This window comes from Pseudomonas sp. 14P_5.3_Bac1 (assembly GCF_025466135.1).
Taxonomy (GTDB): Bacteria; Pseudomonadota; Gammaproteobacteria; order Pseudomonadales; family Pseudomonadaceae; genus Aquipseudomonas.
Genome location: NZ_JANLOF010000056.1, coordinates 311,584 through 326,122, shown reverse-complemented (window position 1 = coordinate 326,122; position 14,539 = coordinate 311,584). Strand labels below are relative to the sequence as shown.

At 62.3% G+C, this 14,539-nt stretch carries 11 protein-coding genes; all 11 read left to right on the top strand.

The annotated features are described in order from the left end of the window. The first annotated feature begins 41 nt into the window (after positions 1–41). The 11 genes from NTD89_RS13790 to pgaB all read left to right on the top strand — a co-directional run bounded on the left by NTD89_RS13790 (position 42) and on the right by pgaB (position 14,539). The gene (locus NTD89_RS13790) at positions 42–1,655 is read left to right on the top strand and encodes a glycosyltransferase family 39 protein (protein ID WP_262208232.1); all 1,614 of its coding nucleotides are present in this window, start codon (positions 42–44) and stop codon (positions 1,653–1,655) included. A 170-nt stretch (positions 1,656–1,825) separates the two neighbouring features. Continuing rightward, entirely contained in the window at positions 1,826–2,071 is a 246-nt protein-coding gene (locus NTD89_RS13785) for a DUF2789 domain-containing protein (RefSeq protein ID WP_145159625.1), read from the top strand. A gap of 269 nt (positions 2,072–2,340) precedes the next feature. Then, a complete protein-coding gene (locus tag NTD89_RS13780) occupies positions 2,341–2,760 on the top strand; it encodes a MarR family winged helix-turn-helix transcriptional regulator (RefSeq protein WP_106577317.1) in 420 nt (139 codons plus the stop codon). Beyond that, a complete protein-coding gene (locus tag NTD89_RS13775; protein ID WP_262208230.1) occupies positions 2,757–4,835 on the top strand; it encodes an FUSC family protein in 2,079 nt (692 codons plus the stop codon). The genes NTD89_RS13780 and NTD89_RS13775 overlap by 4 nt, the downstream gene beginning before the upstream one ends. Continuing rightward, positions 4,832–5,041 carry a DUF1656 domain-containing protein gene (locus NTD89_RS13770; protein ID WP_016969155.1) on the top strand — a complete coding sequence of 70 codons (210 nt, stop codon included), beginning with the start codon at positions 4,832–4,834 and terminating at the stop codon, positions 5,039–5,041. The genes NTD89_RS13775 and NTD89_RS13770 overlap by 4 nt, the downstream gene beginning before the upstream one ends. Further along, complete coding sequence (locus tag NTD89_RS13765; RefSeq protein ID WP_262208228.1) at positions 5,038–5,946, top strand: efflux RND transporter periplasmic adaptor subunit; 909 nt, start codon at positions 5,038–5,040, stop codon at positions 5,944–5,946. The genes NTD89_RS13770 and NTD89_RS13765 overlap by 4 nt, the downstream gene beginning before the upstream one ends. After that, entirely contained in the window at positions 5,943–7,391 is a 1,449-nt protein-coding gene (locus NTD89_RS13760) for an efflux transporter outer membrane subunit (RefSeq protein ID WP_106577320.1), read from the top strand. Before NTD89_RS13765 ends, NTD89_RS13760 begins: the two co-directional genes overlap by 4 nt. An 81-nt stretch (positions 7,392–7,472) precedes the next feature. After that, a complete protein-coding gene (locus tag NTD89_RS13755) occupies positions 7,473–8,105 on the top strand; it encodes an NADH:ubiquinone oxidoreductase subunit N (protein ID WP_106577321.1) in 633 nt (210 codons plus the stop codon). Between the two features lie 148 nt (positions 8,106–8,253). Next, positions 8,254–9,750: a YdgA family protein gene (locus tag NTD89_RS13750; RefSeq protein ID WP_145159633.1), complete on the top strand. Its 1,497-nt coding sequence runs from the start codon at positions 8,254–8,256 to the stop codon at positions 9,748–9,750. A gap of 298 nt (positions 9,751–10,048) precedes the next feature. Then, positions 10,049–12,529, top strand: a complete 2,481-nt coding sequence (pgaA, locus tag NTD89_RS13745; protein WP_262208226.1) for a poly-beta-1,6 N-acetyl-D-glucosamine export porin PgaA — start codon at positions 10,049–10,051, stop codon at positions 12,527–12,529. Positions 12,530–12,541: 12 nt separating this feature from the next. Then, complete coding sequence (gene pgaB / locus NTD89_RS13740; RefSeq protein ID WP_262208224.1) at positions 12,542–14,539, top strand: poly-beta-1,6-N-acetyl-D-glucosamine N-deacetylase PgaB; 1,998 nt, start codon at positions 12,542–12,544, stop codon at positions 14,537–14,539.

Sequence of the window (14,539 nt, the reverse complement as noted above, 5' to 3'; positions counted from 1 at the left end):
CAGGGTTTGCCCGGGAAATGGGCAGTGTCAGGGGAATTGAGGTGCGACGGTCTGTGGTAGAGCAAGACGACAAAATTGGGACGTTTCCCGCAGTCAATCGCCTCACAGGCGCCTGGGAGGGTGCCGGTTGGCTCAGCCGATTATGGTGGTTGCCGATTCTGGCGCTGGCCATGGCCGTGCGTTTCTATGGCCTGACCGCTTCGGCGATCTGGGGCGACGAAGCGTCGAGCCTGCTGCTCAGCGAATACGCCATGGAGGACCTGTGGTTTCACGCCGCCCATGATGTGCACCCGCCGCTGTACTTCTTCATGCTGCGCGGTTGGATCGAGCTGTTTGGCGATGGCATCTGGTCGATTCGCGGCATGAGTGCCCTACCCGGGATCGCGGCGGTGGGGCTGGGCATCTGGCTCACGCGACAACTGTCCACGCGTCGGGCGGCAGTGCTGGCGGGCGTGCTGCTGGCGTTGTTTCCGACGGCGGTGCGTTACAGCCAGGAAGTGCGCATGTACTCACTACTGGCCGTGTGGTTGCTGGGCGCCACGCTGGCGCTGGTGTACTGGGTGCGCCAGCCCGAGCGCACGCGTTACCTGGCCGTCTATGTAGTGCTGATGGCGGCCGGGTTCTACACCCACTATTTCACCGCGCTGTGTGTGCTGGTGCATTGGGCTTATCTGGGCGTGTTGTGCCGCTCACAGGCACCCGGCCAACGCTTGATCATTCGCCCGTCGTGGTGGTGCGCCAATGCGCTCATTGTGGCGTTGTACCTGCCGTGGCTGCCGAACCTGCTGGACCTCACCCAGCACATTGAGCAGCTCAAGGTTGGCGGTGACATTGGCTGGGAAGATCCGGTTTCGCTGATTTCCGTGCCGTCGATGGTCTGGCAGTTCATGCTTCAGGATGAAGGCATCGGTTTCTGGCCGCCGCTGTTCTGGCTGTTCCCGCTGCTGTTGATCGCCGTCGTGGGCATCGCGGCCTGGCGTGATCGTGAGCGCTATCGCCCGGCATGCCTGCTGGCGCTGTTTTTCCTGCTGCCGCTGTTGCTGGTGTACGGCGTCTCTTTCATCTCCCCGGTATTTATCGAGCGCTACCTCACGGTCTACGCACTCGGCTTGCCGATCCTCATGGCCCTGGCCATCGACCGCCTGCCCAAGCGCCTGGCATGGTTGGGCGCGGCGTTGTTTGTGTTGTTTGTTGGTGTGGAACTGCTGGGGTTGAAGAACAACGCCACCGTGGATGTGCATGATCAATTCAACGTGCCGGTGGAGTTCGTTAACCGCAACTATCAGGAAGACGACCGCATCGTCCTCAGCGATATGCTGTGGTACTTGCCCTACGTGTATTACGACGAGACCGACGCCCAATTGCAGCTTTACACGCCCCCCAAACCCGACGGCACGCCGACCCGGCCGAACGCCTACGGTTTCGGCACGTTGGTGGATCAGGACGGCGGGCGTATTTACCTGGACCGTTTGTCGGCATTGCCGGCCGATACGCACCGCGTGTGGCTGATCAGCAGCACGGATATGCCGGACGAGTTCGCCCCGATTCCCGCCGATTGGCGCCAGCTTCTGCAGCAAGTCGGCGGCGGAGCGCGGGCGCGCTTGTTTGTGCTGTGCCGCGGGCCAGAGCCCTCGCAACCCGAGGGTTGCCGTTAATCAAGCATCGGCATTAAGTACATGCCCGGAACGCCTGTTCCGGGCCAATCCCTTCGAAAACACTCAGCGGGTTTACGATTTCGTTGATGGCACAGCAGTGCGTCACGTGGTTGTTGGCCTGGCTGGCGCCTGGACTAGACTCACAGGAATGGTCTTTGTAGGAACCCACCATGGAATCGCCTGTGCACAGCTTGCCGTCACTGTTCAAACAACTGGGGCTGCCGGATGACCCGGTGAGTATCGAGCAGTTTGTGACGGTTCATTCACCGCTCAAGCCTGAGCTGCATCTGGCGGACGCGTTTTTCTGGACGGCCAGTCAGCGAGCGTTTTTGCGCGAAGAGATTTTGGAGGATGCGGATTGGGCGGAAGTGGTGGATCAGCTGAGTGTGTTGTTGCGGACGGGGCGTGAGGGGTAAAAATAGTGGCCTCCCTGGTGTTTGGGATTTTGCCGACGGCTTGTACCGATAACTGTCAGGTGCGAGGCCAACGCTGACCCAATGTGGGAGCCAAAGTGGAAAAACCAGCACGCCCACTCAAACCCGCTTTACTTACCCACAGCGCCCCGCGCCACCGATCACAAATTTGTTTCAAAACTTGACTGCTCTGGACGCATCCACCATATTGATAGTTAGCAAACTAACTGTATGCGAACAATCCAGTGCCTCATACCCTCGAACAACTCCAGATGAACCTCAGCAGCAGTATGGTGGTGGGCGCCCGCAATTGGCGCAAAATCTGCCAGACCACGCTGGTGAGCTACGGTATTTCCGAAGCCTGCGCCGTGCCGTTGTTGATGATCGGCCGCTTGGGCGACGGTGTGCACCAAGTCAAAGTCGCCCAGGCCTCCGGCATGGAAAGCCCGTCGTTGGTGCGCCTGCTTGATCAGTTGTGCGCCGGCGGCTACGTGTGCCGGACCGAAGACGTGCATGACCGTCGCGCCAAGGCCTTGAGCCTCACCGAGCGCGGCCGCGAGCTGGTGCAAGCGGTGGAAGTGCAACTGGTGCGCCTGCGTCAGGAAGTGCTGGCGGACATTGCCCACAGCGACCTTGAAGCCGCCCTGCGCGTGCTGCGGGCGTTCGAAGCGGCTGGGGTTGCAGCGCCTTGAACGGATTTTTTACCGGTTTTCCGCCAGCCCGCGATTGGTTCTACGGGGTACGGACGTTCGCAGCGTCAATGATCGCGCTGTACATCGCCATGCTCATGCAAATGCCACGTCCGTACTGGGCGATGGCCACGGTGTATATCGTCTCCAGCCCGTTTGTCGGTCCTACCAGTTCCAAGGCGTTGTACCGCGCCATCGGCACCTTCATGGGCGCAGCGGCGGCGGTGGTGTTTGTGCCGATGTTTGTGCAGGCGCCGTACGTGTTGGTGGTGGTGATTGCGTTGTGGACGGGCATTTTGCTGTTCCTGTCCATGCACCTGCGCACCGCGAATAACTACGCGCTGATGCTGGCCGGCTACACCTTGCCGCTGATCGCCTTGCCGGTGGTGGATAACCCGCTGGCGGTGTGGGATGTGGCCGAGGCGCGTACCGAGGAGATCTTTCTTGGTATCGCCGTGGCGGCAGTCGTCGGCGCGATGTTCTGGCCGCGTCGCCTGATGCCGGTGTTCGATGGCTCAGTGACAAAATGGTTTGCCGATGCCCAGGTCTACAGCCTGCGTTTTCTAGCGCGCAACGTGCAGCCGGAAGAGGTCAGCACCTTGCGTGGCGGCATGGTCGCCACCTTCAACACCCTGGAATTGATGATCGGCCAGCTGCCCCACGAAGGCGCGCGGCCGCAGACCGTCCGCAACACCAAGGAACTGCGCGGGCGCATGATTCACTTGCTGCCCGTAGTGGATGCGCTCGACGACGCCCTCTACGCCGTCGAACACCGCGCGCCGGAGTTTCTCGACCGGCTCACGCCGGTGCTGGAGGCAAGCCGGCAGTGGCTGGAAAGCACCGTTGAAACCGCCCCACTGGAAAGCTGGCGCGTGCTGCGCGATCAGGTCGATGCCCTGCAGCCCCAAGGCGAAGCGCTGGACGACCGCCACACACTATTGTTCTCCAACGCGCTGTATCGCCTCGGCGAATGGATCGATCTGTGGCAAGACTGTCGCAGCCTGCAGGCCGCCATCCAGTGCGAAAGCCAGGACACCTGGCGCGCGGTGTACCGCCACTGGCGCCTGGGCCAGCTGACGCCATTTCTCGACCGTGGCTTGATGTTCTATTCGGCGTTTTCCACCGTCACCGCGATCATCGTCGCCTCGGTGCTGTGGATTCTGCTGGGCTGGACCGACGGCGGCAGCGCGGTGATCCTGGCGGCTGTGGCCTGCAGTTTTTTTGCCTCGATGGACGACCCGGCGCCGCAGATCTACCGGTTCTTTTTCTGGACCGCGATGTCGGTGCTGTTCGCCAGCCTTTATCTGTTTCTGGTACTGCCTAACCTGCATGATTTTCCGATGCTGGTGCTGGCATTTGCCGTGCCGTTTATCTGCATCGGCACGCTCACCGTGCAGCCGCGTTTCTACCTCGGCATGCTGCTGACGCTGGTCAATACTTCCTCGTTCATCAGCATCCAGGGCGCCTATGACGCGGACTTCCTGAACTTCGCCAACGTTAACCTGGCCGGTCCCGTGGGCTTGTTGTTCGCCTTTGTGTGGACGTTGATTGCACGGCCGTTCGGCGCCGAACTGGCAGCCAAGCGCCTGACCCGTTTCAGTTGGCGCGACATCGTCACCCTGACCGAACCTGCGACCCTCGCCGAACACCGGCACATGGCCGCGCAAATGCTTGACCGCCTGATGCAGCACCTGCCGCGCCTGGCCCTCACCGGCCAGGACACCGGCATCGCCCTGCGCGATTTGCGTGTGGCGCTGAACCTGCTCGACCTGCTGGCCTACTCGCCGCGTATCTACGGCGTGCCACGGGTACTGCTCAACCAGGTGGTGGAAGGCGTGGGCGGTTACTTCAAGGCCTGCCTGAAGGCGGGTGAACGCTTGCCCGCGCCGAGCGGTCTGCTGATGACCCTGGACCGCACGCGCCGCGCCCTCAACGGGCAGGGCCTGCAAGACGAAGACGACACCCGCCTGCATCTGCTGCACGCACTGGCCGGCTTGCGCCTGTCGTTGCTGCCTGGCGTGGAATTTATTGGCGGCACCGAAATGGAAGCGCCGCTGCCTGATGGAGCGCCTTTATGATCGGTGATCTGGATATCAGCGGGGTGTTCCTGCCTACGCTGCTGGTGCTGATGGGCATTACGTACGTGTTGTTTCTGGTGGTGCACGGGCTGTTGACGCGCATTCACTTCTATCGCCTGGTCTGGCACCGGGCATTGTTCAATGTGGGGCTCTACGCGCTGTTGCTGGGCGCGGTGGACTCACTCAGTCGATATCTGATGACATGAAAAAACCTTTTTTGACCATCGGCCGTGTTGTCCTGACGTTATTGATAGTGACCTTCGCTGTCGTCGTTGTGTGGCGCATGGTCATGTACTACATGTTTGCGCCCTGGACCCGTGACGGGCATATCCGTGCCGACATCGTGCAGATCGCTCCGGACGTGTCCGGGTTGATCCAGCAAGTCGACGTGCGCGACAACCAGCTGGTGACCAAGGGCCAGGTGCTGTTTGCCGTGGACCAGGACCGTTTCAAGCTGGCCCTGCGCCAAGCCCAGGCCGCCGTGGCCGACCGCCAGGAAACCCTGGCCCAGGCCAATCGCGAGTACAAGCGTAACCGCGGCCTGGGCAACCTGGTGCCAAGTGAGCAACTGGAAGAAAGCCAGTCCCGCGTGGCCCGCGCCCAATCGGCCCTGGCCGAGGCGCAGGTGACGGTGGACGCCGCCCAGCTCAACCTCGACCGCTCGGTGATCCGCAGCCCCGTGGACGGCTACGTCAACGACCGTGCGCCGCGCAATCAGGAGTTCGTCACCGCCGGGCGCCCGGTGCTGTCGGTGGTCGACAGCAACTCCTTCCACATCGACGGTTACTTTGAAGAGACCAAGCTCGACGGTATTCACGTCGGCATGGCCGTGGATATTCGTGTGATCGGCGACAACGCGCGTTTGCGTGGCCATGTGCAAAGCATTGTTGCCGGTATCGAAGACCGTGACCGCACCAGTGGCTCCAACCTGCTGCCCAACGTCAACCCGGCGTTCAGCTGGGTGCGCCTGGCCCAGCGGATTCCGGTGCGCATTGCCTTTGATGACGTGCCGGCGGACTTCCGCATGATCGCCGGGCGCACAGCCACGGTGTCGATCATCGATGACAAGACCGCCGCCAAAGAAAACGCGCAGCAGGGAGAAAAACCATGAAACCGGCGGCGTTGCTGGCCACGGCTGGCTTGGGTTTGCTGCTGTCGGCCTGCCAGGTGGTAGGCCCGGATTACAAGTTGCCGGACAAGGCCGCTATCAACCGTGGCGACCTGCAAGGGCAGATCGCGGGCGAGGGCCACAACGTGGTGTCGGCGCCGGTGCCGGCGGACTGGTGGAAGCTCTACAAAGACCCGCGCCTGGACGAGCTGGTGCGTCAGGCCATGGCCTCCAACACTGACTTGCGAGTGGCCGCCGCCAACCTGCAACGCGCGCGTTTCCAGACCCAGGAGGCTGAGTCGGCAGGCGGCTGGAGTGCCGGTGCCAAGGCTGAGGCCCAACGTTTGCAGGAATCAGGTGAAGCGTTTTTGCTGACCGAGAAAGTCCCGGTCGGCAACATCGGCAGCGCCAGCATCAGCACCTCTTACCAGTTCGACCTGTTCGGCACCCTGCAGCGCGGCATCGAAAGCGCCCAGGCCACCACCGACGCCGCCCAGGCCGCCGCTGACATCGCGCGCATCACGCTGGTAGCGGATGTGGTGCGCTCCTACACCCAGGTGTGCGCGGCCAACGAAGAACTGGCGATCGCCAACGAGTCCCTCGACCTGCAGGCCCAGAGCACCAAACTGACCCAGCGCCTGCGTGACGCCGGGCGTGGTGATGAAACCCAGGTGACGCGTTCGCAAACCCAATACAAGTCGTTGCGCGCCGACATGCCGCGCTACGAAGCATTGCGCCAGGCGGGCTTGTTCCGGTTATCGATGCTGCTGGCCAAGCCGGTAGACCAACTGCCAGCGGGCACCGGCACTTGCGCCGAGCTGCCGCACATTGCCCAGTTGCTGCCGGTGGGCGACGGCGCGACCCTGCTCAAACGTCGCCCCGATGTGCGCCAGGCCGAGCGCCAACTGGCCGCCGCCACCGCGCGTATCGGCGTGGCCACTGGCGCTTTGTACCCGGACATCAGTATCGGCGCCACCGTGGGCACGGTGGGGCTGCTCGATGACTTGGGCACGCCGGCCACCAATCGCTGGGGCTTTGGCCCGTTGATCAGTTGGTCGGTGCCGACCAACGGCGCGCGTGCGCGCATTCATGAAGCCGAAGCCGCGACCCAGGGCGCCCTGGCGCACTTCGACGGCGTGGTGCTCAATGCCATCCGCGAAACCCAGACCGGCCTTGCGCAATACACCGCGCAGTTGCAACGCCGCGATGCGTTGGCCGATGCCGGCCAGTCCGCCAAAGAAGCGTCGGAGCAGACGCACCGCTTCTTCCAGGCCGGGCGCGCCTCGTTCCTGGCCGACCTGCAGGCCACGCGCACCTACACCGATGTGCGCGCGCAGCTGGCGGCGGCGAACACCCAGGTTGCCATGAGCCAGATCGATCTGTTCCTGGCGCTGGGCGGTGGTTGGGAAAGCGGACGAACGCAAGCGTCTCAGGCCAGCAAACCCTGAGCTAAAAGCTATGCTTTGTCAGGTGAGTCGCCGTGGCGGCTCACCTGACACTGCTCGCGTTTGCTCATGGGGATTCCAATAATGAAAAACCCTTATGCTCCCGCTTTCTGGTGCGTGTGCTTCGCACTGGTGTTGTTATCGGCTGCCTATTTCTACGGCGTCATGCTTGCCCATCAAATCGACAAGGCCATGGTGTTTCTCGACAGCGCGTGCCTGGTGATTGGCACGTTGTCCATTGGCGTGGTGGCGTGGGCGTCGTATCAAAATCAACGGGTGAAGAAAAAACTGCTCGAACAAGGCAAGACCCGCGTGGCGATCTGGGACACCAAAGTCGCCTTGCGCCGCGTCGAAACCGTGTTCGACCGCTATTTCTGGGGCAGCTACTGGCAGCCCGGGCGGACCTTCCAGGAAGTCATGGGCGAACTCACCGGCACCCCACTGGAAAAAAGCCTCGAAGCCCTGAAAAAACAGTGCGTGCTGCTCGACCAGCAGGTAGCCGACGGTAGGCATTGGCTGAATAACGCACGGGAATTGTCCGACGTGGCCAACGCCATGGCACGCGAGCGCTACCAGCTGGACTTCTGCAACCCCAAGGTCGACACCCCGGGAAACGCCGTCATACACCGCGAATTCGAGGTGTTGGTGTACACCTGGACCGCACGTTTGAAGAGTTTTGATCATCAACTCGATGAGATTGAATTGGAGTACTCGTGAACCAACGGTTGACCTGACCCCTCTGAAAAGCTGGGCCGTTCGCGGCCGCCAGTGCTAATCTTCCCCCGTTTTCGGCGGGTTTGAGCCAACCCCTCTTGGGGTTCAAGGAAGACAGCCCACTTCTCACAGGATTTGATCAGGTCACTTCATGAATAAGCCAGCAGTCGTTCTTTTGGGTTTCGTTGTCGCCGTCGGCGTCGTCAGTGCAGGCGGCGCCTGGTACACCGGTAAGCAACTGGAGCCGGTGCTGCAGACCGCGATCCAGAACGCCAACAAGGAACTGCAGACCTCCATGGCCGGCGTCGACGGCAGCGTGAACCTGGAGCTGGTGTCCCTGGACCGTGGCCTGTTCAGCAGTACCGCTCACTACCGCCTCAAGGGTCAAGGCAGCGTATTCGGCGAAGAAAACCCGAACCCTGAGCTGCTGTTTGTCGACCACATCGAACACGGCCCGTTGCCGTTCTCGCGCCTGGTTTCGCTGAAGTGGCTGCCGGTTATGGCCACCAGTCACTATGAGCTGGAGAAGAACGCCACCACCGAAAAATGGTTCGCCGCCAGCAAAGACGTGTCGCCGCTCAGAGGCGTGGCCAATATCGGCTACAACCGTTCGGTCGATGGCAACGTCGAACTGCTGCCTCTGGAGCTCAAGGACGACAAGTCCTCGGTGAGCTTCTCCGGCGCCAACCTGGACTTCGACGGCACCGCCGAAGGCCAGAAGGTCAAGGCTGAAGGTTATATGAACAGCCTCAAGGTCGCGGTGATCGATGCCAACGGCGCGCCTTTTGAAGCCGAGCTGTCCGGCCTGACCGTGGCCAGCAACCTGGAAAAAACCACGTTTGGTTTCTACACCGGGCAAAACACCGTTGAGCTGACCGACACCAAAGTGACCTACGGCCCGCAGAAAGCCGTGCTGACCCTCAAGGGCTTCGAGCAGAAAGACACCAGCGAGACCAAGGACAACAACCTGGCCGGCCGCGTCGATTACAAAATCGACGAGATCGGTTACCAGGGCAAGCCTGTCGGTTCGGCCGCCATGGCCCTGAGCATGAAAAACGTCGACATCCCGGCCATGCTGGTACTGACCAAGCTGTATCAAGACAAGATGCAGCCGGTGCAAGCCGCCGCCGCTGCTGGTCAGCCTGTGCCTGAGCTGCAACTGACCGAAGCCGAGCAGACCCTGGCCGAGGCCAACGTCAATCAGGTGCTGGCTGCCAAGCCGCAAGTGGCGGTGGAAAACCTGTCGTTGAAAACCACCCACGGCGAAAGCAAATTCAACCTGGTGGTCGACCTGACCAAGCCGGCTTCCATGGAGCTGCCGCCGGTTGAACTGGGCAAGCAGGTCATCGCGCTGCTGGATGCCAACCTGACCCTGTCCAAGCCAATGATCGGTGACGTCGCTGCATTGCAAGCGCAAGTGGGCGGCGTGACCGACCCTAAAGCCATCGAGCAGCAATCGCAGATGGCGGCCGAGATGGTCAGCGGCATGGCCGTCGGCACCCAGTTGGCTACCCTGGTGGGCACGGATGTGGTCTCCAAGCTGCATTACGCCAACAATGAAGTGACCTTCAACGGCCAGAAGATGACGGTTGAGCAATTCATCGGGTTTGTGATGGCCAAAGCCGGCGCGGTCAGCGGCGCGCAGTAAGATTTCTTACATCAGTAAGAAATAAATAATGGGGGAGCAGGGTTGCCTGGGGCAGCGGTCAAACAGTCGGCATACGGGCCGGCGGTGACCGGTCAGCCCAGGCAAGTCTGCTCCCCCATTGGCTTTTCTGTTGACGGGACAATTCTGAACAATTGTTCCGAATCGGACATATTCCTACATTCATAGGGGATAGTTCCTACAGGAAAGCTAGGCCGGGTCATCAGACGCCGGCACCCTGATGCAAACCGCTCAGGACCACCTATCGTTACAGCTTTCCGCGTGTAAGGAAGCTCACGATATGTTGCGAAACCTACCCATCAGTGCTTCAGGCCGGTTGCGACTGCTCATCGGGGCTGCCTTGTGCAGTCAATTGCTGATGCCCGGCCTCGCCCTGGCCGATCCGGCCTACGACGCTTTGATTATTCAGGCGCGAAACGGCAACTTCACGCCGGCCCTTACCCAACTGCGCCAATTACCTGCCGAGCGCCAGACGCCAGGCCAGATCAGCGATCACATTGTGATTGCCGGCTGGGCCGGGCAAGACGCCGAAGTGCTGAAGGTGTACGAGGCGCAAGGCAAGAATCGCAACTTGACTACACAGGCGCTGGCCACGGTCGCCCGTACCTATCGCAATCAAAAGCAGTGGCCTCAGGCCCTGGCGGTTTATCAGCAGGCGCTGCTGCGTGAACCGAATAATATCGACCTGCAACTGGGCCAGGCCCTGACCCAGGCCGACGGTGGCCAAACCAACGAAGCGGTGCAACGCACCCGCGCATTGGTGGCGGCGCAACCCAATGACCCCAACCGCCGCATGGCCCTGGGCTATGCGCTGACCCGCGCGGGCTTGAACTACGACGCCCTGTTCGAGTTCGACCAGGCTTTTATCCGCGCGGGTGACAAACCCGAAGTGGTGCGCGAATACATCGTCGCTCTGCAAAAGGCCCGTTTGCCGGAGCCGGCCCTGCGCCTGTCGGCCAAGCACCCAGGCGTGCTCGATGTTGTGACCCAGCGCCGCCTGGAAGGCGACCTCGCCGCCGAACGTGTGCGCATGGCCGAGTACGCCACGCGCACCGAGAAAGAACGTTATGTGGTCGCTGATCGCGCCCTCAGCGACTACGACACACTGCTCGCCCGCTGGACCCCTGACCAGAGCGCCCATGACGACGTGGTGCGCTGGCGCATCGACCGCCTGGGCGCCCTCAAGGCACGCGCGCGCACCGCCGAGGTGATCCGCGAGTACGAAACTCTCACTGGCGAAGGCGTGCAGTTGCCGACCTACGCTTTGCGCTGGGTGGCTGCGTCCTACCTCGACCAGCGCCAGCCGGAAAAAGCCGAGCCGCTGTACCGCCAGGCGCTGACGGCACCGGATGCTGATCCGGGTGACCACGTCGAAGACAGCACCGCATTGTTTTACGCCTTGCTCGAAAGCGACAAGGTGATGCAAGCGCGCGAAGTCGCCAATAACCTGGCCACCAACCAGAAACCTCGCGTTGAACTCAAGGGCTTGCCCATCGGCAACCCCAACGACAGCTGGATGGACGCGCAGCAACTGGCGGCCCAGGCCGGCACTTACGGCGGTGACCTGCCAGGCAGCGAAACCGGGTTGGAAGCCCTGGTGGCGAAAGCCCCTGGCAATGTCGGCCTGCGCCTGGCCCAGGCTGATATGTACCGCGCGCGTGATTGGCCGCGGCGCGCCGAAGGCTCGCTCAAGGAAGTTGAAACCCAGGCCCCGCGCGATATCGGCCTGGAAGTGTCCCAGGCCTACACCGCCATGGACCTGCAGGAATGGCGGCAGATGGACGCGCTGACCGATGACGTGCTGGCGCGCAACCCCGACAGCCGCCAGGTGCAGCGCCTCAGCCGCCTGCGCGACGTACACGACATGGCCGAACTGCGCGTCGAAGCCTACACCGGTAAAAGCTACGGCGGTGGCGGTAATGATGATGTGGGCGCAGTGGCGGGCAGCCGCGACTGGGGCATCGAAAGCGTGCTTTACAGCCCGCCCATCGATGAAGACTGGCGCGTCTTCGCCGGCGCCGGCTACGCCACCGCAGACTTTACCGAAGGCACCGGCCAGCATCGTTTTCAGCGCGTCGGCGTCGAGCAGCGCACCCGCGACATGACCCTGGAAGCCGAGGTGTCCAACCACTCCTACGGTTATGGCTCCAAGCAAGGCGCGAGCGTGTCGATTGCCCGTGACATCAATGACAACTGGCAGTACGGCGGCAGCCTCGGTTACCTCCTGGCGACCACGCCGCTGCGCGCATTGAATGCCGATGTCACGGCCAACGGCGGCAGTGGCTTTGTCCGCTGGCGCGAGAATGAAAGCCGTGAATGGAAGCTGTCCCTGAGCCCGTCGCATTTCAGCGACGGCAACAACCGGCTCGAAGCGCTGCTCACCGGCCGCGAGGGCATCTACAGCTCGCCGCATGTGCAAGTGGACCTGGGCCTGGAAGTCGGCGCCAGCCGCAACACGAAGGAAGACGTGGTGTATTTCAACCCGAAATCGGACTTCAGCGTGTTGCCCACCATGACGGTCAATCACGTGCTTTATCACCGCTATGAGACCCAGTGGAGTCAGCAGTTCCAGGTCGGTGCGGGTACCTATAGCCAGCGCGATTATTCCACCAGTGGGGTCGGCCTGATCGGCTACGGCCAACGTTTTCGCTGGAACGACGTGCTGGAAGCCGGCGCCAACCTGAGCCTGATCAGCCGCACCTATGACGGCGATCGCGAACGCGATCTGCGCCTGCTCGTCGACCTCACTTACCGTTTCTAAAAGAGCCTGAACATGACTGTCCTCAGCCGTTGTTTATTGGTCCTGGGTGTATTGCTGGCCGGCGCGTGCGCCCAGCAACCTGCGCCCTATACCCCACCCGCCGAGCGGCCGACACCTGCGCGTGAAGCGCCGTGGCCGAAAAACCATTTCCTGGGCATTGCCTACCACGACATTGAAGATCGCGACCCCGATCAGGCGGTGGTGGCGGTGCGCACCGAACGGTTGGTCGACCAACTGGCCTGGCTGCGCGAGAACGGCTACCGGCCGGTCAGTGTCGATCAGATCCTGGCAGCGCGCAGCGGTGGGCCGCAGTTGCCGCCCAAAGCCATCCTGCTCAGCTTCGACGACGGCTATTCCAGCTTCTATACCCGCGTGCTACCGATTTTGCGTGCCTATAACTGGCCGGCAATTCTGGCCCCGGTGGGCTATTGGATCGACACGCCGCTGAATAAACCGGTGGATTTTGCCGGCACACCGCGCGCGCGTTCCGACTTCCTGACATGGGAGCAGGTGCGCGAGATCTCCAAGTCGGGCCTGGTCGAAATCGCCGCCCACACTGACGCCAGCCACACCGGCATCCTGGCCAACCCACAAGGTAACCAGGAGCCGGCCGCCGCAACGCGACGTTATGACGCCGCCACTGGCACCTATGAAACCGAGGCGCAGTTCCAGGCGCGGATGCGCGCCGACGTTACGGCCATTACCCACAAACTGCGCGCCGTCACCGGCAAGGCGCCGCGTGTATGGGTGTGGCCTTACGGCGCCGCCGACGGCACCTCGTTGGCGGTCGTCGGCGAACAGGGCTACCAGATGGCCCTGACCCTGGACGACGGCCTCGACGACCTCGCCAACCTCAAAAGCAGCCCACGCTTCCTGGTGGCCTCCGACCCGGACGGCGAGCACTACGCCAACGCGATTGTCGGCACACAGGCGCGGACCTCGATGCGCGTGCTGCACGTGGACCTGGATAACGTCTACGACCCGGACCCGGCCCAAGAGGCACGCAACCTCGACCAGCTGGTGCAGCGCGTGGTCGACATGGGCGCCAGCACCGTGTTCCTGCAAGCCTTCGCCGATCCCAAGGGTGACGGCCTGGTGCATTCGCTGTACTTCCCCAACCGCCATCTGCCGGTGCGCCGCGACTTGTTCAACCGCGTCACCTGGCAACTGCGTACCCGTGGCCACGTGGCGATCTACGCGTGGATGCCAGTGCTGAGCTTTGCGCTCGACCCTTCGTTGCCGCGTGTCACGCGAATGGACCCGAAAACCGGCCAGGTCGGCCTCGACCCGGACCAGTACAAGCGCCTGTCGCCGTTTGACCCGGCCGTGCGCCAGCAGATCGGTGAGATCTATGAAGACCTGGCGCGCAACACGGCCATCGACGGCGTGCTGTTCCACGACGACGCGGTCCTTTCTGATTTCGAAGACGCCAGCCCCGCAGCGCTCAAGACTTACGCCGCCAACGGCCTGCCGGGCAGCATTGCCGCGCTGCGTGCCGACCCTGCCGTGATGCAGCGCTGGACGCGTTTCAAGAGCCGCTACCTGATCGACTTTACCCAGGAACTGGCCGCAAAAGTGCGCGCCATCCGCGGGCCGCAGGTGCAGACCGCGCGCAATATCTTCGCCGAGCCGATGCTCAACCCGGCGAGCGAAGCGTGGTTCGCGCAGAACCTCGATGACTTCCTCAAGACCTACGACTGGACCGCGCCGATGGCCATGCCGCTGATGGAAGGCGAGACGCTGAAGAACTCCAACGCCTGGCTGGAAAAACTCGTGGCCACCGTCAAAGCCCGTCCCGATGCCTTGCAGCGCACCGTGTTTGAACTGCAAGCCAAAGACTGGCGCACCAAAGACGCGCCCGATATCGACGGCGCGCAGATGGCTGAATGGATGGGTGTGCTCAAACGCCAGGGGGTCAGGAGTTTTGGCTACTACCCGGACAACTTCCTGGAAAATTCGCCGGACCTGAAGACGGTACGTCCGGCCCTGTCCAACCAATGGAACCCTTGA